The sequence below is a fragment of the Pseudomonas sp. GW822-FHT02G04 genome, assembly GCF_058802085.1.
The window spans coordinates 14,308-32,467 of sequence record NZ_JBXANU010000013.1; the positions used below are offsets into that span (position 1 = coordinate 14,308).

Below are 18,160 nucleotides of genomic sequence, written 5' to 3' on the forward strand. Positions count from 1 at the left end.
GAAATGTTGAATCAAATGTTACAGCCTCTTTCTTATTTAGCAATACGGCATCCGCAGAAGTGGAAGGTAGATTGGTTTTTTCCAGTTGTTATTGCTCTGGTTTGCACTGGTTTTTCTATTGGTGAAGGCTGGGTTGCAGATATTTACAGGTCATCTGGCCCTGTCAGTATGCTGCTTAGTTTTTTCTCAAGTCTCCCTGGGTTTTACATAGCTGCACTCGCAGCAATAGCTACTTTTGGTCGCAACGATATAGATAACGTACTACCTGAGCCTACGCCAACTGTTAAATTAATCACCCGCGGAGAAAATGTACTGGTGAAACTTACGCGGCGTAGGTTTCTGGCTATGCTGTTTGCTTTCTTGACTTGCGAAAGTATTGCATTGGTATTGTATTCGGTTCTGTTTCTCTCGTACGGATCTGCACTCGCCGGTGTCGAGTTTTGGGGTGGGGTTGGTAGCAAAATTTTGGTTTTGGGAATGACATTTATTTACTATACGTTGTTGATGCAAATGTTAGCGGCGACTTTTTGGGGGCTTTATTATCTAGGGTTCAAGCTTCATGAGCCGCAATAGTCTGGGTCGCTGGTTAGTTGTGTAAGGGTCTAACCTTGGGGCGTGTTAAAGGGGCGGATTGTTTTATTTGTAGCAGGACTTCCGAAACTTCCTATTTTGTAGGTTTTACTATTTCCCCAACACGGCGATAAACTTTTTTCGTCATCTCTTCTGTTGAATGCCCAAGCAAGCGGCTTGCGTCCTTGATGTCCTCGATTTCGCTGCCGGCCTTCGGTCGGATGTCCCTGAACTGAAACTTTCGGATTGTGACGGCCAACTCTGTGTCACCCTCGGCCGCTGCTTTGGTGGCTGCCTTATCTCGGGCTTCGTCCCAGCGATTGCGCAACATGTTGTAGCTCATGCGCAGGCCAACCTGGTTGGTGATCAAGATCGAGGTCCTGGTGCCAGCCTGTGTTCGGCGATCGAGTAGACCGTTGATGAATATGCAAAGGTCGGTCTCCGTGTCGCCGTCGTACAGGCGAATCCGCAGGCGTTTTTCCGTCTTACCCTGACCGACCATCAGAAATCCATTGTTGATATCGGTGGCTGATACCTTGAGAACGTCCGCCGGGCGTTGGCCTGTCAGATATGCCAAATCCATCGCGTCTTTGAGTTCTTGCGGAGCTTGTTCGTATACAGCGTTCCAGACGATATCGCCAGCGTAGTAGTCCCGAGGCGTCTCCTTGTTCCGGCGCAGGCCGAAGCAGGGGTTGGCCTTGTCGGTCAGGCCCCATTCGCGGGCAAAGGTGAACATGGTTGAGAGTAGGGCGATCTCCCGGTTGGCGCGCACCTTTGCTGTACGTGCGTCACGATACTGCGCGATCACCTGTGGTGTGATCGCGTCGATCGGCGCCGATTCGAATGCGTTCCGAAGTTGCTTAAGCCCCTTTTGGTAATCGTTTTGAGTGCCTGGTTTGAGGGTCGGAATCACCTTCGACTCATAGTCGTCAAAAAGCCGGCCCATCAGGTGGGCCGGTTTGGGTGTCGCTTTGCGGTCGAGTCGTGCCCATTCGATCTTGGCTTCGTCGAGGTCGCCGCCGAGCGGGATCTCGACACGGTTACCATCGGCGTCCCTGCCGTTGTAGTAATAGCCAGTCCATACGGTGCCGCCTTTTCTTTTGCGGGTACGCCGGATCATCCGTGGCGGCAGGTCGCGGTTGGCTGTTTTTTTCTGGCGCATCGTCAGCCCACACGCGAAAGGTCGAGAGTCCAGGTCTCGGCTACGGCGTTGTTTGCCGTGGGTTTGACCCCGGCCAGCTTTAGCCGGGCGTAGACACGGCCAACCACCGGGCGCTGTGCGCCGGTCAGCACGAACTCCCAGTGATTGCTCGTCAGCCACTGGCGCTGACAGGATGGGATCTTATAGCCGGTGATGGTGGCCAGCTCTTCGTCGGTGAGGGTTTCTCTGAGAAATTCCAAGGGCTGCCCCCCGATAGGGCTGATTGCTGCGGTGTGGTGTGTGGTCACGTAGGTTTCAGTTTGCATGTGCTGTGCTCCTCAGTAGCCCGCTGCCGGGATTCTTGGTGAGAGGCCGACGGCGGGGTGTTGCTTGGGGTTTAGTTACAGGGTGGCTTCGTACAGAGGTACTTCGCCGATTGCGCTCTGGATCTTCTGGCGGACAGCGTTGTAGGCCTCTTCAAGTACCTTGTCGGGGCGCACTAGTTCGAACCACATTTGCAGGCGACCTTCCAGAATGCGGTAGCGGAAGCGAGCAGGGACGCAGAAAGCGTCACCACCAAGGAACGGTTTCACAGCAATGAAGAATTGTTCAGGGATACGCAACTGACCCGCTTCGCCGGCACGCCCGTCGATTTCTTCGTTGTAGGTCAGCTGAACCTGGCCGTTGTCGAGGCGTGTGCCTTGTCGGAAGGTGATGTTTTTCTTGGCTTCCAGTGTCCGGCTAATTTCCAGCATGTCGGCAGCACTTGGGTCGTTCGCTTCGTTCTCACGCTGGGTGATGTCCTTGACGTTTTCTTCGATGAATTCGGCGAACGTGGCCTGATCCATGCGCTTGCGGTCGGTCTCTTTCCAGCGGCCCCACTCGATGGTGGTTGGGCAGCGGTAGGTGGCGATGTGGTCGCGCCAGGCTGGGCTAGTCGGCTGGTGATAGTCGATGATCGCGGAGAAAGTGCGGCCTTCTGGTCCGTTGCAAAACACGGCGGTAGCGTCATCGGCGAATCGGTTTACGTAGTTAATGAAGGACTCTGCGTCCAGCACGGTGAGCTTTTGACGGGTGCGGGTGGGGTTCGGCAGCAGGTGTTCAAGATCGCGGACGCTCACGCTATCGGGTAGCAGTGCGATTGGCGTTGCCAGCCCTGGGTGATCAATCGGCTTGCCGAGTGCTTGGGCGAAGGTAACCAGTTGTTGAATTGCTTGTTGCATTGGATGTGCTCCATTGGGTGATGCTGTGGTGAGAGGTTTACGGATCAGGAGTTACTGACTGACGTGACGCAACTTGTCCGGCGCCTGATCTTCGTTGACGGTGCGAAGCGGCAAGTCCTGTTGCCGTGGGTCACGGCGGGTGAGGTTGCCCTCTGGCGTCAGGAAGAAAAGCGAGGTGCCGCGAGACAGGATTGGTTCTTTCGCTTTGACGTCGGCCTTGATGGTCATCTGGCCGCTGCCGTCAGGCTTGTAGGTAAGCTTGATGGTCAGTTCTCCGCCCTTGCCGGTCATGCGAATGGCATCGACCAGGCTGTGTTGGGTTTCGCTGAGTTCATCGAGCAGACCGCCGGCCTCGATGTCCCGTAGCGTGTCGATGAAGGGACGTGCTTTGCTCATGTGCTGTGCCTCATTTAGTGCGGGTTGATTGCCCCTGGGCGGCAGGGGGCACCGTTGAATCAGGCCGCTTGCTTCGCTGCTTGGGCGTCGAGGTAAGCGGCCAGGTTGTGCAGGTACACCACCGGTTTGGCGCGAGCCGAGTTGTGCAGGCGCGTCACGACCAACTGGATGCGGCCTGCCTTGATTTCGCTCAGCAGGTAACGGTCGGTGCGGATGTGGGTGAAGTAGTGCTCACGTACCGCCGTCAGGGATGGGCATGGCGTGGTGAACTGACGGCGCAGTTGGTCGAGGGTGTTGCTCACGCTGCATCCTCCCCGAACCCCTCCGAGCGGGGCCCCAGCTTCAGGCGGATCAATTCGGCCAGCCCCTCTTTGCTTTTGCCCATGCCGGCGGCGCAGACGTGGCCCTTTGCATCAGCAACAACGGCGCCGAAGGGATATTCGGGCGAGTTGGTCGGGGTGACGTAGGCGATCTGACCTTCGTGGATCACGTCGTTGACGCAGCGGAAGACCTCGGCGAGTTCCAGCGTGCGGCAAGGGATGTTGCCCAGCAGGTCAATGGCTTCGCTTGCGGCGCCGATCAGTGTGGCGCGGCTGACCACGCCGGGGCTGTCCAAGTAAATGGGGATCAGTCGCAGGGCGCCGAGGGCTTGGGTGTATGCATTGAAGTAATTGGTTTTCATGCGGCGGCGTCCTTTTTCGTGATGGTGATTCCCAGCTTCTTGGCCAGCCAATCCACACCTTCTTCCTTCACCATCACCACGGAGTAGTGACGGTATTTGTTGATCGACGGGATCAAGGTGCTGCGCGGGTCCGAGAACAGATAACCGCGGTCGCGGTGCTGGCTGGCAAGGTCGCCACTGCTGTTCAAGATGCCCAGTTCCCGCAGCCTGGTGCGGAAGGCACGGGTTTTGAGTCCGAGCAATGCGGCGGTTTCATCCAGGGTGCGGTTCATGGTGCTGTCCTCAGGCCGGAACTGGTGTATTGGCGAGTTCTTGGATGAAGTCGCGCAGATGCAGGTGATTGGCCCTGTCATTGCGCCGCAGCTTGATGGTGTCTTGGCGACCGGACACCTCCACATGAACGACTGTGAGGGTGGGCGTGAACTCGACAGACAGCTCTGCCTGAATCGTTTGTAGAGGCCGGCTCAGGCCGCACACAGCATCGCCACCAACTTGGAGCATGTGGTGCAGGAGTTCCTGTCTCGCGAGAGGGATGGAGAACTTGTTCATGCTGCATCCCCCCTGAACGGGCTTGGCTCATCGCCGGATACGTCCGATTTTGCAGGCGCCAGGCGGCAACCCGGGGTGATGATCACCAGTAGACCGGTGCGTTTCTGGATGGCGTCAACCACCTGGGGGCTAGTGCATGCTGCGGGGTGCAGGTACACCGGGCAGCGGGTTTGACTGTGCTGTGTGTTTTGCATGTCTCGTACTCTTGGTGAGAGGTGTACGAAACAAAGTTAGCAATGGCTAATTGTATTTACAATAGCTGCCGCTAACTTATTTTCTTCTGGGCCAAAAAAAAACCGCAAATGCGGTTTTTTTGATGGATACGTTGGACTCAGGCTTTGGATGTATCCCAGTCAAACCAATGCGCTGTGGTGCGTTTGAACCATGAGAGTTTGCATAAGTAAGCAGCCGCTTGTTCTTTGGGGTACAAGGATCTGATGACGTCATCCCTTGCTAAAAGTTCTAGCGCTGGCAGTGTCGGTGGTTCGTCAGCTTCGATGCGTCGAATGCGGCTATTGAGTTGACGCATCACATCATCAGGAATAGGGCGCGCGCACCCCAGCATTTCGGCCTCAATGTCTAGATAGCGTTTTCGCAAGTCATTGTGAAGCCATGCCCTTTGACCTGTTCCTACAACCAGGTCGGTTGCGGATGCGAGGGTGACTAGCAATGCTGATGTTGTTACAACAAATGTTGGGGCGTGTGTCAGCAATGATGTGACGGTGGCTGATCCAGAAATAACACCGACAAAGGCAGTGAATCGTCCCCAGCGCATAAAGAAAGCGGTTCTGCGCATGTGATAACGAATGCAGCGTTGAACATAGAACGCTAGTTCGTACAATTCTGTAGCTGCTTTGTCGGTGTCAGTCATTTCAAGGATCTCGGCGAGGTGGAGGCGGCACAGGGCGACTTTCGGAGATCGTATTTGGGCCGCTACCTTTCTCGCGGCTTTTGCCATCGTTGAAGCTATCCCGGCTCGGTTTTGGCTGGGTTGGAGGAGTCGGACGTGGTGGCTGTTTAGGCTTGTCGTTCATCTAGCGTAGCTCCTTTGTGTGTTCGGTAATCCGATTACTTCCCGTCATTCAGTCACCTGGCTAGGGGGAACAATCCCGCCGACATAGTGAATTTTTACTATGTCGCTTCGCGGAATATTCAACCTACCATACCCGTCATTAACGGACATGAGGCTTACTTCATCGACGTTTGCGTAGAGCAATTCCTTGATCATGCACTGCCCGTTGGTGCAGTAGATAACGACGTATTCCCCTGGAACCAAATCATGCTTTGGCTCGCACCAAACCACCCAGCCATTGCGTATAGCTGGAGCTAACGCATCCCCTTTGATGCGCAGCGAGTAAACAGCCGGATCTGAAGTGGGTACATCAACCCAGCCAGTTGCTGGTGCCAGCTCATCCCAAAATCCGTCTTGTTTCAATTGGGCTACTCCTTGAATGGGAGCCCGCCGGAAAGGGTTTATAAGACTTGGTGCCTGATCAATGCCAAGCGCCAAGCCGTCCTGGGCTGAGCGCGCGGGCATCAACAGTGTTCCGCCAGTAAGGCCGATCTTATCTTCAAGATTCTTTGCGGCCTTATCACCCAATGGCCTATGGCCATTCAGCAATTGGGAAAGGTATGACGGATCTAGATTGTACCGGTCGGCAAACTCTTTGGTTTTGAGGTCGCCGATCAGGGCCCTGAGGGCTTCAACGCGGAGCTGGCTGATATTCATTTAGGCATCTTAGAACCGTTTAGCATTTTGTAAATTGCAATCAGCTATTGTTAATGACGTTAGCGGCTGCTATCTTTTTGCGAAACGGAGGTGCACATGAGCTTGCATGCATACATAAAGACTCTTGACAAAACAGCGTTGGCTGCTCTGGCGTCGCGATGTGATACGACTGCGGGTCAGCTCAAGCAGATCGCATATGGCAACCGTCGTGCTAGTGGCGGCTTGGCCGTTTCCATCGAGCGTGAAACGCAGGGGAAGGTCACCTGCGAACAGCTTCGCCCCGATATTGATTGGGCTTATCTGCGCGGCTCTCAGGCCGCATAAAGGGTGCCGGGTTGGGGCCTCTCACCAAAGAATCCCCCAGCCCGGCTACGACGATACACAGCACATGCACATCGGTCGTGGTCTTAGGATAGGGCGTGCTCTTTCTTATGGCTAGGCCGTAAATGGGGAATTTACGGTTATGAGTAGCTCAAATCAGTTGCCGGCCAATGGGCCGGTTCTTTCGCTGCGTAAAGCGCTATATCGGGCGGGGCATGATTATCGGGGCGGTGTGACCGCGCTGGCGTTGGACATGGTCATCGACTACGACACCCTCCAGAAAAAACTCAAGCACGACGAAGAACGCCGCTGGCTGGATCCTGATGAGCTTGAAGAGGTCATCAGGCTGACCGCCAACCCACTGCTGCTTGATGCCTTAATGCGTCCTGCTGGGATGGTCTGGTACAAGCCCGAACCGGCGGCACCTACCAAACAGGCGCTACTCGCAGTGAGTCGTCTGCTGCATGAAACAGGTGTTTTCGTTTCGAGCATGCATGAGGGGGCGGCTGACAACATCTGGGAGCCACATGAAGTAGCGTTGCTGGAAAAGCACGGCGCTGATGTGATTCGCAAGGTGTTGGGCATCATGGCCGGTGCTCGGCAAGCGATGGAGGATCGCCTGAATGGATGATATCGATCGCGCCAACGACCAGGCGCAATACCTGCTCGACGTAGCCATCCATCTCAACCGCCGCGCTCCGACCAATCGCGTTAGCGCGCAGTTCTGTGAGGACTGCGACGAACCTATCCCGTTGCTTCGACAGCAGACGATCGAGGGTTGCGAAACCTGCGTCAGTTGCCAGGGGTTGCGGGAGCGGCGCAGATGAGCGATCACGACAATGGATTGCCAACTTCTGATTGGGCCCAGTTCTACATCGACACGTTTGGCTGGGCGCTGGTCCCTATTGAGCCTGGTGAGAAAGGTCCGAAGGGGAAGGGCTGGAACAAGCCGGGCGGGTACATCACCGATCCGGTAGCCGCCGAAGCGTTCTGGAAAAGAAACCCTAACCATAACCTGGGCGTCGTGCTCGGGCCGAGTCGTGTCTGCTCGTTGGACGTTGATGATGTGCAGTGGACGCGGCACGTGTTGTTCGAGTTGCTGGGCCTCGATCTGGATGCAATGGCCGTGGTGTATCCGACGATTGTCGGAAACCCGCTGCGGTTCCGCTTGCTGTTCAAGTTGCCGGACGGTATCGAGCTGACCCGGCATTCGCTTTCGTGGCCGAATCAAAATGACCCGGACGGTTCGATTTTCAAGGCGCTGGGAGCGAAAGCAAAGGCGGCGAGAGAGTTGGGCGATGCAGCGGGTGAAGCGGCAGCACAGGCAGAAGCCGAGGATTACAAGCGCTTCACTGTGTTCGAACTGCGTGCTGGCCTGGTGCAGGACGTGTTCCCTCCGTCGATCCATCCGGGCACTGGCAAGCCGTACACCTGGCGTACGCCGCCGAATGCCACAGATGGTTTGCCCACGCTGACCACTGAGCTGTTGGCCATCTGGCAAAACTGGGACATTTTTAAACGCGATGGTGAAGCAGCCTGCCCGTGGGCGCTCAAGCCGAAAAAACCGGTGGCTAAGGTCATCAAGCGGGCACCGCCATCGGCGGGCAAACCCTCGGTTATCGATGAGTTCAATCGCAGCCACGACGTTGAAGAACTGTTGCGATCGCATGATTACATCAAGCGCGGCAGTAAGTGGCTGTATCCACACAGCAGCACCGGGTTGCCGGGTGTGACAATCAGTGACGGCAAGGTGTATTCGCACCATGGCGCCGATCCGCTCGCGAACGGTCATCAGAACGATGCGTTCGAGGTGTTCTGTTTACTGCAGCATGGCGGCGATCAGGCGCGGGCGGTCAAGGATGCTGCGCGCTTGCTGGGTATGCAGCATTCGTCGCGACCGGATCCTCGTGATCTTCCCCCAGCCCCATCTGGTGACTCGAGCGAGCCGAGCTGTGCGGCGGACGGCAACAGTGAGGCCGCTCTGGCTTCTGACGGGGGCGCGGGGGAGGTGCTGACGCTTGACCATATCCTTCGGCGGTTTGCGTTAGTGGAAGGAACCACTCATGTGTGGGACTTCGACCAGTCGCGGGTCATGAAAAAGTCTGCGTTTGAAGCGCGTGTCGGTAAGCCATTGGCAAAACAGTGGATAGAAGACACCGAGCGCCGAAAGCTGATTTCGGACGACCACGTGCGCGACATCGAGCAGTCGCGGCGGATGGCGGGCAAGAAGGGCGGGGCGTTCGGTATGCCGCCGACCGAGCGTTACGTGTACATCGATGGCACGAAGGACGTTTGGGATCGAGAGAAGAAACGCCGCGTTGCCGAAGGCGCCGTGAAAATGGCCTTGGGCGACACGTACCCGTTGTGGTTGAACAGTAGCGAGCGGCGGGTGGTAGATGTCGACCACATTGTCTTTGACCCGACGATGACCAAGGACCCGAGCGTCTACATCAACACCTTCGATGGCCTGCCGCTTGAACCGATCAATGATGAAGCCGCGTGCGAAAACCTGCGCTGGCTGATTTCGTTCCTTTGTAACCATGATCAGGACGCCGCTCGGTGGTTGACGCGGTGGATGGCGTACCCGCTGCAACACCTCGGGGCCAAGATGGACACGGCTGTACTGATGCACTCGATCATGGAGGGCTCCGGTAAGAGCCTGCTGTTCGCCGATGCGATGGGCATGCTTTACGGTCAGTACGCGGCCACCGTTGGACAGACCCAGCTGGAAAGTAACTTCAACGCCTGGCAAAGCCGGAAGCTCTGGTCGGTGTTTGAAGAGGTCGTCAGCCGCGATCAACGATACAACCAGGTGGGCAAGATCAAACATCTGATCACCGGCAAGACGGTGCGTATGGAATCGAAGTTCATCAATGGCTGGGAAGAAGCCAACCATATGAACGCGGTTTTCCTGAGCAACGAGATCATGCCGTGGCCCATCAGCGAAAGTGACCGGCGAATGCTGGTGATGTGGCCCGAGCTTACCCTGCCGGAAGATCGCCAGAAGGCTATCGGTCAGGAGCTGAAAAACGGCGGGGTCGCGGCTCTGTATGGCTGGTTGTTGTCGGTTGACCTCGGTGATTTTGACCAGCGCACTCGGCCACCGAGTACGGCGGCGCGTGAACGCCTGGTGGCGTTGAGTCGGGCCGGCTGGCAGACATTCCTCAACCTTTGGAAGTACGGCGAGCTGGGGCGCGATCTGTGGGGCGTGTGCCTTTCGACCGACCTTTATTCGCTGTTCCTTGAATGGTGTCACCGTAACAAAGAGCACGTGATGAGCCAGACGAAGTTCTCGCTGTTCATCGGCTCGGAAGTGGACAAGACCCGATCTATCCCTTGGACCGAAGGCAGCAACAGGCGGTTCGGTGCGTTTTTCTTTCCGAACGACCCCGGGGCTTCCCAGCCCCCATCACTGAAGGCGGCCGATCTGGGCAAGACGGTCACCAACTGGCGTGCCCAGGCGAAGTTGGCCGGCTGGAACGTGGACAACTGGGAACACGTCAAGGCGGCTGCAGCATGAGTACGCCTAAAAGTGTGTTGGGTGTGTCGGGTGTGTGTCGGGTTGGTTTTTGGTACCTCACACAATTTCAGGCCTTTATTTATGCGGCTTTCCGGCTGTTGTGCTGGGTGTGTTGGGTTTGTCGTCGCGCACGCGCATACGTGACGTTAATTGCACTGAAAATAAGGCCAAGTTTTTTTTCTTATGCGAGGAACAATCAACCCAACAAACCCAACACACTCAACTCAAAGCTAATAAAGGTATTGATTCTAAAAGGATTTATTTGTGTTGGGTTTGTGTCGGGTTGCGGGTTTTCTGTGTTGGGTTCGGTTTTTCGGGGGGAAGGGCGATGATTGAGGAAATGGACGTACTGCTGAAGCACTGGGGCGAACAATGCCGGCTCAATGGCGAAAGCGGCGGCATGGGCAGCCCGATGGCAACGATAATGGAGTGGGGTGGATGCGCACCTCGCGGCACGCCTGGCTCGCGGATCATCCTCGGTGCTGGAGCTGGCCCTGATGGTGTAGCTCAAGAGATCACCGCCGCGTTGTCGGAGATCGCTCGGCAGGATGAGCGCGGTGAGCGGTTGCAGCGGTTGGCAGCCTTGCGTTATGGCGATGATCCGGCGCCGACCTGGCTGATGCAGTTGCATCTGCTGGGGATGGAGTCGAGTGCGAAACAGACTTACTACGACCAGGTGCACCGGCTGCATGAGCGGCTGTTGGAAGTGTTGACCGAGCGTGCCGATGCCCGGAAGTGGCTTACCGCTGGTCGGGGCGTTTTGCCTCAAAGTCTGCTCAAAGTTGCGTCAAAGTTGCGTCGAGCCGGATAACCGAAAACGCCCCCTTTTCGGTTCCGTACTCAGGGGGTAAAAAGTCACCACGATATGAAATTTGCGCCTTGGCGCTGACCTCGCACGTGCTGTGCAGCTTCACCCGGCCCTCCCTAAGCCGGTCACCTAACCCCGCTTCGGCGGGGTTTTCTTTTTCGGTTTACGGCGCAACCAATAAGGACAGAACATGACGAATGAACAGCAGGCGCTAGCGGAAATGCCGATCTGGTTGGTGATCGTCCTGGCACTGGTCGGCGGCGTTTCGGGTGAGATGTGGCGGGCCGATAAAGACGGTGCGCGAGGATGGGCTTTGCTGCGTCGCTTAGCTTTGCGGTCTGGTGCCTGCATCGTCTGCGGCGTGTCGGCAATGATGCTGATGATCGGCGCTGGTTTGACCATATGGACAGCCGGCTCCTTGGGTTGCCTGACGGCCATGGCCGGTGCTGATGTCGCCATCGGGCTGTACGAGCGATGGGCCGCCAAGCGCCTGGGCGTCAGCGAGTCATCGGCGACTGGCGGCGAACCAGGGCAATGATGCGCCTGGAGATGCGCGACAACATCGACAAGATCGTGAAGAGCATGCGAGGACTCAGCCGCAACAAGGTGCCAATTGCCGCGGCCAAGGCGTTGACCTTCACTGCTGAGCGGGTGCAGATCGCGGAGAAAGCCGAGATTGCCCGTGTGTTTGATCGTCCAACGCGATGGACCTTGAACTCGATCTACAAGCGAAGTGCGACAGCCACCCGGTTGTTCGCCCGCGTGTGGGTCAAGGATGAAGCCAGCTCGGGCGTTGCGGCTTCGAAGTATTTGCCGGTGCATATGGATGGCGGTAATCGTCCGTACAAGCGGTTCGAAAAGGCACTGATCCACTATGGCCTGATGCCTGCCGACATGTACGCGGTACCAGGTCGACGGGCTCGAATGGATGGCAACGGCAACATCAGCCGGGGCCAGATCGTCCAGATACTGTCAGCGCTGGGCGCTGCCGAGCGTGTATCAGGCTTCATGGCCAACCGCACGGCTCGCAGTAAACGCCGCAATCGCAATGCCCCTGACTACTTCGCGGGTCGCCCAGGTAATGGCACCGGACCGTTGGGCATTTGGCAGCGTGTCGGCAACGGTGCGCGCCCCATCCTGATCTTCGTCAAGCGCCCGACCTATCGTCGTCGCTTCGACTTCTACGGCGTGGCCAACCGCGTCGCCGCTGCCGAGTTCGAGCCGCTGTTCCGACGCGCCTTGGCGCGTGAGATGGCTCGTGACTGAGGCCTTCGTCGATTCTTCGGCGTTTCCGCCTGGGTCTGGGGCGGTTCAAGCTCGGACCGAGGCCTCATCCCCTTTTTCAATGGGTCCTTCCGGCGACTTGAGAGATTGGGGTAATTCGAACCCCGACTTTTTCACAGATTCAACCCGACATAGGGGGTTCCGCTTCCATGTCAGCCACAGGACCAGACCATGCCAACGCAACGTGAAATCGCCGAACACTTGGACATGAGCGAGCGAAATGCCCGCGATGTGCTCAAGGGTTTGGACCTGGACTGGCAGGCGGCGAGCCTCGACGAAATCCGCATCGCCTACATCCGCGACCTGCGTGGAAAAGCCGCTGGGCGCGGGGGCAGTCAGCTTGAGCAGCTCAACAGAGCGCGGATCGATGACCTACAGCAGAAGTCGGCGAACGGGCGGTTGGCGTATCACGAAAAACTGCGTTCATTGATCCCCGCCAGTGATGCTGAGCGGGTGTTGTCCGACTGGGCCAGCTTCGCAAACCGGGAATACCTGGGCGGCCTTGAACGAATCATTCAGGAAATCGAGAACGTGCAGAAACTCACGGTAGATCGAACAGTGGTGGCCAAAGTTGCTGGACCTACAACCGAGCGAATTGCAGGCTACGCGCGAAAACTTGGCGCGGAGCTTGTCGGCAGCAGCGGGGAAGTTCAACCCGCCGCGTGACATTCCGACCGCGCATTACCTGAGCACCGAGTTTTACCTGCCCTCAGAGAGCGGCGTGTTGCACGGGCTCTACGACTTCCAGTACACGCCATACTTTCTCGGCGTTGCCGCCGCGCTGGATGATCCGCGGGTCAGCGAAGTTGACCTGATGAAGGCAGCTCAGATCGGCTGGACGTGGTTCCTGATCGGCTACCTGTTCAAGTTCATTCATAACCTACCGCGCCCGATCATGATCCTGTTTGCCAAGGAAAAGGACGGCAAGAACTTCCACGACGAAAAGCTCAAGTTCGGTGTCACGGCGAACACGGAAGTGGCGAAGCTGATGCCGGTTGACGTCAGCCGCACCTCCGGCAACCGCTGGGACCATAAAACCTTCCCGGGTGGGTTCCTCAAGCTGGTGGCATCCAACTCCCCCGGCAACGTTAAATCCACTTCGTCTGTCGGCCTGTCGGTGGTCGAGGAACCCGACGATACCAGCGACGATGTGAAGGGGCAGGGTGATGCGATCGCCCTGCTCGAGGAGCGTGGCAAGCGATATCCCGGCTCGAAAATGCTGGTGGGTGGTACGCCGGCCATCAAGGGTGCGAGCAAGACCGAGGCGCGCTTGGCCCAGACCGATTGTCGGGTGTTGCCGATCATCTGCCACACCTGCGGCCAGGCTCATGTGCTGGACTTTGCCCACATCAAGTGGCTGGACATCGAAGAGGAAGCCCTGCCCCATGAAATCTATGGGCGTGCGGATCCGGCGACCGCCGGCTATGCCTGCCCGCACTGCGGGGAAATCTGGGACGACTACCAGCGCAAGGAGAACATCCGCAACACGGTGTTCAACGCCATTGATGCAGGTGACCCGAACTGCGGTTGGGTACCGACCAAACCCTTTGCCGGGCGTGCCGGCTTCATTGAACTGAACGAACTGTACGCCTGCCTGCCCGGCACCAGCTTGGCCGATATCGTGCGCGAGAAGCTCAACGCTGAGCACCAGGCATCGATGGGCAACCTGTCGCTGCTGATCAAGTTCGTCAACCAGAAACAGGGTCGTGCCTATGAGTACAAATCCGACCTGCCCGAGGCGGACAAACTGGCAGAACGGGCGGAAGACTACCCCGAACTATTCGTGCCAATGGGTGGCCTGGTGGTCACTGCCGGCGTGGACGTCCAGCATGACCGCCTCGCGGTTGTGATGCGGGCATGGGGCAGGGGCGAGGAGTCTTGGCTGCTCTATTGGGGCGAGATCTACGGTGAAGTGGTATTGCCCGATCAGGGGGTGTGGCTGGACCTGGAGAAACTGCTGTTTGCTCCCATTACTCATGCTTGCGGTGCCAAGTTGAAGGTACTCGCGGTGTCGCTCGACACCTCGGACGGTACCGTCACCCAAGACGCGGCGTATGCGTTTTGCCGCAAACACCAGCGTAATGGCGTGATGGCGATCAAGGGTGCCAGTGAGCGCGGTAATACCCGTGATGATGAGCGCCGGGAGATCTTCAGCGCGCCTCGGCAGGGTGTGGACACCGACAAAGAACAGAAGGCGTCGAAGTACGGCCTGCGCCCTTACATCGTCGGCACCTCGAGAGCCAAGGACCTCTGGATTGAAGGTCGTTTGCCGCTGACCGGAGACGGGGCGGGTCGGATGCACTTTTACAAGACTGTTCGACCGGACTACTGGCGGCAGATCACGGCGGAAGTGAAGGCCCCCAGCCGCCGCCATCACTACCGCAAGGTGTGGCAGAAAAAGGCCGGTGAGCCGAACGAAGCCACCGACTGCGAAACCTACGCCCTCCACGCGGCCCGGTCACTGAAAACGCACCTGCTGCAAGAGCACGACTGGGCGGCGCTTGATGCCCAGATTCGGCAGGGGGCGCTTTTCTTCGATGCACCCCCGGCGATTGAGCCGGCTCACGATTCAGATCCTGAGCGTGATGCAGCTGCGGAGCAGCCGGCGCCGGCCGCACCTGTTGAACCACCTGAACTCCCGCCAACTGGCGGGAGAGTTATTTCTGGGCGCCGCAGTGCCATGCGCGTGCTCTCCCAACGCAGGAATTGACCCATGGCCATCACACTGGAACAGGCGCAGAACCAGCTGCAAGCGTGGCTCGACGCAAGCATCAAGGTCAGCCAGAAACAGAGTTATCGCATCGGCACCCGGCAGCTGGAATATGCCGATGCCGCTGAAATCACGCGGATGATCGACTACTGGCAAGGCCAGGTTGATCGGCTGGCCAGTGGACGGCCTAGGGGCATAACACTGCGTGGGATCACGCCGCTATGAGCCGCGCACCGAAAGCACCTGAACCGACGCTGCTGGACAAAGCCATCAGTTGGATCAGTCCAGAGCGCGGTGCCAAGCGGATGCATGCACGCATGACGATGACCGCGTTGGGCGGCTACACCGGCGCCTCCAAGGCCAAGCGCTCGTTGAGTGCCTGGAATCCTACGGCGGGCAGTGCCGCGGCGGACCTGCTGCCTGACTTGCCTACGCTGCGCGAACGCTGTCGTGACCTGGAACGCAACAACCCCATCGGCGGCGGCGCGATCAACACAGTGACGACGAAAACGGTCGGTACCGGCCTGGCCCTCAAGTCGGTGGTCAATCGCCAGATCCTCGGGTGGGATGAAGAGCAGGCCCGAAGCTGGCAGCGCAATACCGAATCGCTGTTCAAGTCGTGGGCCGAAACTAACTGCTGCGACATTACTCGAGAGCAGAATTTCTACGGCCTGCAGGAGCTGGCCTGGCGGTCGGTGCTGAGCAGCGGGGATGTGTTCCCGCTGCTGACGCACAAAGTTCAACCAGGCCATCACTACTCTGCGTGCATCCAGCTGATTGAGGGCGATCGGGTCTGCAATCCAGACGGCAAGGCCGACACGGAGACACTCACCGCAGGTATAGAGCGTGATGCGGACGGGGCGCCGGTCAAGGCGCACATCCTGCGCAGTCATCCGGGTGCGCTGGGTGTGAAAGAGCGGAAGTGGGATGAACGTCCGTTCTTCAATGAGCGGGGCGGCCGGGTGCTGCTGCACCTGTATCGGCGCCGTCGTGTAGGTCAGCCCCGCGGGGTGCCTTACCTGGCACCGGTGATCGAGAAACTCAAACAACTCGACCGCTACACCGACGCCGAGCTGGAAGCGGCGGTGGTATCCGCGTTCTTCGCGGTGTTCATCAAGCCAGGCAATGGTGGTCAGCTTAGCCCTTTGGCCTCGGCTGCCACGGGCAATACGCCGGTGGGTGGTGATCGTCCAGCTGGTCGCGAGTCTGGCGGGTGGGACGGTTCGCTCAGCGGCGGCATCGTGGCCGAGCTGGACGATGGGGCCTCGATCGAAACCGCCGCGCCGGGACGGCCGAACCTGGCCTTCGACCCGTTCGTGTTGGCGATGTTGCGGCAGATCGGTATGGCCCTGGAGCTGCCGTATGAGGTGCTAATCAAGCACTTCACTGCCAGTTATACGGCGGCCCGAGCCGCCGTCATGGAGGCCTGGCAGTTTGTGCGGGGGTGTCGCGATTTCTTGGGGCACAACTTCTGCCAGCCGGTGTACGAGCATTGGCTGGAAGAGGCCGTTGCGCAAGGTGATGTCGAAGCGCCGGGCTTTTTCGACCATCCGTTGTTGCGATACGCCTATTGCGGGTCGCTGTGGGTCGGAGATGGCCCAGGTACGGTGGACCCCCTGAAAGACATCAACGCCGCGGAAAAACGTATTGATATCGGCATCAGCACGCTGGCGAAGGAATCGATGCTCTATGACGGCAGCGACTGGGAAGAAAACCACGAACAGCGGGCGTTGGAGGTAAAGCGCCGCCTTGACGATGGCCTTTCTGCAACGCCTACAGCACGCCCGGAAAATGAGCCTGCCGTAAACCCCGACATTCCTGAACGGACATAACTATGAGCGACAACCCAACCGATGCACCTCCCGTGCACCGGGTGACGGCGTTCGACCTGGTGTCACGCGAGCCCTGGGCCATCACCCCGGACATGCTGCAGACCATTACCGCCATCGCCCGCCGCGAGAATGAAGGGCCAGAAGCCTTGGAGGCTCGGCAGGGCAAGCCCTTGCAGAACACTCGAACGGTGACACAGCGTGGCAACGTGGCGTTGTTGCCGGTCACCGGCCCGGTGTTCCGCTACGCCAACCTCTTTACGGCGCTGTCCGGTGCGACCTCGTTGGACGTGCTGGCCAAGGAGTTCACCACGGCGGTGGATGACCCGCGAACCGACACCATCATCCTGGTGATGGACACGCCCGGCGGCATCGCCAGCGGCATCGCGGAGTTCGGCCAAATGATCCGCGCCTCGCCCAAGCGGGTCGTGGCCTACGTCTCCGGCAACGCGGCCAGCGCCGGTTACTGGATGGCCGCGGCGGCCCATGAAATTGTCATGAGCCGCACCGGCGCCGTTGGTTCTATCGGCACTGTGTTGACGGTGCAAAAAAACGGCGACGACGGCAGTTTCGAGATCGTCAGCAGCCAGAGCCCCAAAAAACGGCCGGACTTCGGCACCGAGTCAGGCCGTGCGCAGGCCCAGGCCCACGTCGATCGATTGACCGACATCTTTGTCGAGGACGTGGCCAACTATCGCGGCCTCAGTGTTGAAACCGTGCTGGCCGACTTCGGCCAGGGCGATATGCGGATTGGTTCTGATGCCGTTGAACTGGGCATGGCTGACCGTGAATCCACCCTTGAAAACCTTATTGCCGAATTCAACGGCAGCTCTTCTGGAGATCGATCCATGTCCACGCCAAATAGCAGCACCGCACCGGCCCCAACGACCGACAAGCCAGCCATCACCCGCGAGTACCTGGCCGCGAACCATGCCGAGCTGCTGGCCAGCCTGGAGCATGACGCACACGCAGCCGGTGCCCGTGCTGAGTGTGACCGCATCAAGGCTGTCGAGGCGGCTAGCTTGCCGGGCCATGAAGAACTGATTGCCAGCCTCAAGTTCGATGGCAAAACCAGCGGTGCCGAAGCCGCCGCACAGGTGATCGGTGCGGAGAAATCGAAGCGCGCAACCGCACTGGCCGATATTCGCGGCAGTGCTGCCGAGCCCGTACCGGGCGTAGCGACACCGCCAGCGGCTCCAGTGGCTACACAGGAAGATCCGGATGCGCCGCTGGAAGAGCGCGCCAAAGCTACGTGGGATAGCGACAAGGAATTGCGCGCTGAATTCGGAACCTTCGAGGCCTACCACGGCTATCGCCGGGCTTCCGAAAAAGGCCTGATCAAGGTCCTGAAAAAGTAAGTACCTGGTAATCCTCTAACCCTTGGCCCTGGAGAACCCT

General features: G+C 58.4%; 23 protein-coding genes. 13 read left to right on the top strand and 10 right to left on the bottom strand.

The features are described 5' to 3' along the window. Positions 1–3: 3 nt before the first annotated feature. The gene (locus AC1RO5_RS17215) at positions 4–573 is read left to right on the top strand and encodes a hypothetical protein (RefSeq protein ID WP_493176448.1); all 570 of its coding nucleotides are present in this window, start codon (positions 4–6) and stop codon (positions 571–573) included. Positions 574–664: 91 nt separating this feature from the next. On the opposite strand, the gene AC1RO5_RS17220 is transcribed toward AC1RO5_RS17215, so the two are convergent. The 10 genes from AC1RO5_RS17220 to AC1RO5_RS17265 all read right to left on the bottom strand — a co-directional run bounded on the left by AC1RO5_RS17220 (position 665) and on the right by AC1RO5_RS17265 (position 6,290). After that, positions 665–1,732, bottom strand: a complete 1,068-nt coding sequence (locus AC1RO5_RS17220) for a tyrosine-type recombinase/integrase (protein WP_493176449.1) — start codon at positions 1,730–1,732, stop codon at positions 665–667. Positions 1,733–1,734: 2 nt separating this feature from the next. Then, complete coding sequence (locus AC1RO5_RS17225; RefSeq protein ID WP_493176664.1) at positions 1,735–1,971, bottom strand: DUF4224 domain-containing protein; 237 nt, start codon at positions 1,969–1,971, stop codon at positions 1,735–1,737. Between the two features lie 141 nt (positions 1,972–2,112). After that, entirely contained in the window at positions 2,113–2,934 is an 822-nt protein-coding gene (locus AC1RO5_RS17230) for a YfdQ family protein (RefSeq protein ID WP_493176450.1), read from the bottom strand. Positions 2,935–2,985: 51 nt separating this feature from the next. Beyond that, on the bottom strand, positions 2,986–3,330 hold the full coding sequence (locus AC1RO5_RS17235) for a YfdP family phage-associated protein (RefSeq protein ID WP_493176452.1): 345 nt from the start codon (positions 3,328–3,330) through the stop codon (positions 2,986–2,988). Between the two features lie 59 nt (positions 3,331–3,389). Then, on the bottom strand, positions 3,390–3,632 hold the full coding sequence (locus AC1RO5_RS17240) for a pyocin activator PrtN family protein (protein ID WP_493176453.1): 243 nt from the start codon (positions 3,630–3,632) through the stop codon (positions 3,390–3,392). Beyond that, on the bottom strand, positions 3,629–4,012 hold the full coding sequence (locus tag AC1RO5_RS17245) for a hypothetical protein (RefSeq protein WP_493176455.1): 384 nt from the start codon (positions 4,010–4,012) through the stop codon (positions 3,629–3,631). Before AC1RO5_RS17245 ends, AC1RO5_RS17240 begins: the two co-directional genes overlap by 4 nt. Beyond that, on the bottom strand, positions 4,009–4,284 hold the full coding sequence (locus tag AC1RO5_RS17250; RefSeq protein ID WP_493176457.1) for a hypothetical protein: 276 nt from the start codon (positions 4,282–4,284) through the stop codon (positions 4,009–4,011). The genes AC1RO5_RS17245 and AC1RO5_RS17250 overlap by 4 nt, the downstream gene beginning before the upstream one ends. Positions 4,285–4,294: 10 nt before the next feature. Continuing rightward, on the bottom strand, positions 4,295–4,561 hold the full coding sequence (locus tag AC1RO5_RS17255; RefSeq protein WP_493176458.1) for a hypothetical protein: 267 nt from the start codon (positions 4,559–4,561) through the stop codon (positions 4,295–4,297). Between the two features lie 331 nt (positions 4,562–4,892). Continuing rightward, on the bottom strand, positions 4,893–5,432 hold the full coding sequence (locus tag AC1RO5_RS17260) for a hypothetical protein (protein WP_493176460.1): 540 nt from the start codon (positions 5,430–5,432) through the stop codon (positions 4,893–4,895). 207 nt (positions 5,433–5,639) lie between these two features. Beyond that, positions 5,640–6,290, bottom strand: coding sequence for a LexA family transcriptional regulator (locus AC1RO5_RS17265; protein ID WP_493176462.1), 651 nt, complete (start codon positions 6,288–6,290; stop codon positions 5,640–5,642). 96 nt (positions 6,291–6,386) lie between these two features. On the opposite strand from AC1RO5_RS17265, the gene AC1RO5_RS17270 reads away from it, so the two are divergent. The 12 genes from AC1RO5_RS17270 (at position 6,387) to AC1RO5_RS17325 (ending at position 18,120) form a co-directional block, all read left to right on the top strand. Continuing rightward, a complete protein-coding gene (locus AC1RO5_RS17270) occupies positions 6,387–6,614 on the top strand; it encodes a transcriptional regulator (protein ID WP_493176464.1) in 228 nt (75 codons plus the stop codon). 139 nt (positions 6,615–6,753) lie between these two features. Next, the gene (locus tag AC1RO5_RS17275; RefSeq protein ID WP_493176465.1) at positions 6,754–7,242 is read left to right on the top strand and encodes a phage regulatory CII family protein; all 489 of its coding nucleotides are present in this window, start codon (positions 6,754–6,756) and stop codon (positions 7,240–7,242) included. After that, on the top strand, positions 7,235–7,438 hold the full coding sequence (locus AC1RO5_RS17280; protein WP_493176467.1) for a TraR/DksA C4-type zinc finger protein: 204 nt from the start codon (positions 7,235–7,237) through the stop codon (positions 7,436–7,438). Before AC1RO5_RS17275 ends, AC1RO5_RS17280 begins: the two co-directional genes overlap by 8 nt. After that, a complete protein-coding gene (locus AC1RO5_RS17285) occupies positions 7,435–10,131 on the top strand; it encodes a bifunctional DNA primase/polymerase (RefSeq protein ID WP_493176469.1) in 2,697 nt (898 codons plus the stop codon). The genes AC1RO5_RS17280 and AC1RO5_RS17285 overlap by 4 nt, the downstream gene beginning before the upstream one ends. Before the next feature lie 340 nt (positions 10,132–10,471). Continuing rightward, a complete protein-coding gene (locus AC1RO5_RS17290; protein ID WP_493176471.1) occupies positions 10,472–10,942 on the top strand; it encodes a hypothetical protein in 471 nt (156 codons plus the stop codon). 187 nt (positions 10,943–11,129) lie between these two features. Continuing rightward, a complete protein-coding gene (locus AC1RO5_RS17295) occupies positions 11,130–11,477 on the top strand; it encodes a phage holin family protein (protein WP_493176473.1) in 348 nt (115 codons plus the stop codon). Continuing rightward, positions 11,474–12,205: a hypothetical protein gene (locus AC1RO5_RS17300; RefSeq protein WP_493176475.1), complete on the top strand. Its 732-nt coding sequence runs from the start codon at positions 11,474–11,476 to the stop codon at positions 12,203–12,205. Before AC1RO5_RS17295 ends, AC1RO5_RS17300 begins: the two co-directional genes overlap by 4 nt. 189 nt (positions 12,206–12,394) lie before the next feature. Next, a complete protein-coding gene (locus AC1RO5_RS17305) occupies positions 12,395–12,889 on the top strand; it encodes a hypothetical protein (protein WP_493176476.1) in 495 nt (164 codons plus the stop codon). Then, positions 12,852–14,933 (top strand): phage terminase large subunit family protein, encoded by a 2,082-nt coding sequence (locus AC1RO5_RS17310; RefSeq protein ID WP_493176478.1) that lies wholly within the window; start codon positions 12,852–12,854, stop codon positions 14,931–14,933. Before AC1RO5_RS17305 ends, AC1RO5_RS17310 begins: the two co-directional genes overlap by 38 nt. A 3-nt stretch (positions 14,934–14,936) precedes the next feature. After that, positions 14,937–15,158, top strand: coding sequence for a DUF6148 family protein (locus AC1RO5_RS17315; protein WP_493176480.1), 222 nt, complete (start codon positions 14,937–14,939; stop codon positions 15,156–15,158). Next, a complete protein-coding gene (locus AC1RO5_RS17320) occupies positions 15,155–16,765 on the top strand; it encodes a phage portal protein (RefSeq protein WP_493176482.1) in 1,611 nt (536 codons plus the stop codon). Before AC1RO5_RS17315 ends, AC1RO5_RS17320 begins: the two co-directional genes overlap by 4 nt. A gap of 2 nt (positions 16,766–16,767) precedes the next feature. After that, positions 16,768–18,120, top strand: coding sequence for a S49 family peptidase (locus AC1RO5_RS17325; RefSeq protein WP_493176484.1), 1,353 nt, complete (start codon positions 16,768–16,770; stop codon positions 18,118–18,120). Positions 18,121–18,160: the final 40 nt, after the last annotated feature.

What these genes read in the sequence shown, in the direction of transcription:
- AC1RO5_RS17290 (WP_493176471.1), top strand. Translation starts at nt 10,472, where the DNA reads ATGGACGTACTGCTGAAGCACTGGGGCGAACAATGCCGGCTCAATGGC.
- AC1RO5_RS17305 (WP_493176476.1), top strand. Translation starts at nt 12,395, where the DNA reads ATGCCAACGCAACGTGAAATCGCCGAACACTTGGACATGAGCGAGCGA.
- AC1RO5_RS17295 (WP_493176473.1), top strand. Translation starts at nt 11,130, where the DNA reads ATGACGAATGAACAGCAGGCGCTAGCGGAAATGCCGATCTGGTTGGTG.
- AC1RO5_RS17230 (WP_493176450.1), bottom strand. Translation starts at nt 2,934, where the DNA reads ATGCAACAAGCAATTCAACAACTGGTTACCTTCGCCCAAGCACTCGGC.
- AC1RO5_RS17260 (WP_493176460.1), bottom strand. Translation starts at nt 5,432, where the DNA reads ATGACTGACACCGACAAAGCAGCTACAGAATTGTACGAACTAGCGTTC.
- AC1RO5_RS17270 (WP_493176464.1), top strand. Translation starts at nt 6,387, where the DNA reads ATGAGCTTGCATGCATACATAAAGACTCTTGACAAAACAGCGTTGGCT.
- AC1RO5_RS17300 (WP_493176475.1), top strand. Translation starts at nt 11,474, where the DNA reads ATGATGCGCCTGGAGATGCGCGACAACATCGACAAGATCGTGAAGAGC.
- AC1RO5_RS17255 (WP_493176458.1), bottom strand. Translation starts at nt 4,561, where the DNA reads ATGAACAAGTTCTCCATCCCTCTCGCGAGACAGGAACTCCTGCACCAC.
- AC1RO5_RS17250 (WP_493176457.1), bottom strand. Translation starts at nt 4,284, where the DNA reads ATGAACCGCACCCTGGATGAAACCGCCGCATTGCTCGGACTCAAAACC.
- AC1RO5_RS17245 (WP_493176455.1), bottom strand. Translation starts at nt 4,012, where the DNA reads ATGAAAACCAATTACTTCAATGCATACACCCAAGCCCTCGGCGCCCTG.
- AC1RO5_RS17220 (WP_493176449.1), bottom strand. Translation starts at nt 1,732, where the DNA reads ATGCGCCAGAAAAAAACAGCCAACCGCGACCTGCCGCCACGGATGATC.
- AC1RO5_RS17275 (WP_493176465.1), top strand. Translation starts at nt 6,754, where the DNA reads ATGAGTAGCTCAAATCAGTTGCCGGCCAATGGGCCGGTTCTTTCGCTG.
- AC1RO5_RS17280 (WP_493176467.1), top strand. Translation starts at nt 7,235, where the DNA reads ATGGATGATATCGATCGCGCCAACGACCAGGCGCAATACCTGCTCGAC.
- AC1RO5_RS17265 (WP_493176462.1), bottom strand. Translation starts at nt 6,290, where the DNA reads ATGAATATCAGCCAGCTCCGCGTTGAAGCCCTCAGGGCCCTGATCGGC.
- AC1RO5_RS17320 (WP_493176482.1), top strand. Translation starts at nt 15,155, where the DNA reads ATGAGCCGCGCACCGAAAGCACCTGAACCGACGCTGCTGGACAAAGCC.
- AC1RO5_RS17235 (WP_493176452.1), bottom strand. Translation starts at nt 3,330, where the DNA reads ATGAGCAAAGCACGTCCCTTCATCGACACGCTACGGGACATCGAGGCC.
- AC1RO5_RS17285 (WP_493176469.1), top strand. Translation starts at nt 7,435, where the DNA reads ATGAGCGATCACGACAATGGATTGCCAACTTCTGATTGGGCCCAGTTC.
- AC1RO5_RS17325 (WP_493176484.1), top strand. Translation starts at nt 16,768, where the DNA reads ATGAGCGACAACCCAACCGATGCACCTCCCGTGCACCGGGTGACGGCG.
- AC1RO5_RS17215 (WP_493176448.1), top strand. Translation starts at nt 4, where the DNA reads ATGTTGAATCAAATGTTACAGCCTCTTTCTTATTTAGCAATACGGCAT.
- AC1RO5_RS17315 (WP_493176480.1), top strand. Translation starts at nt 14,937, where the DNA reads ATGGCCATCACACTGGAACAGGCGCAGAACCAGCTGCAAGCGTGGCTC.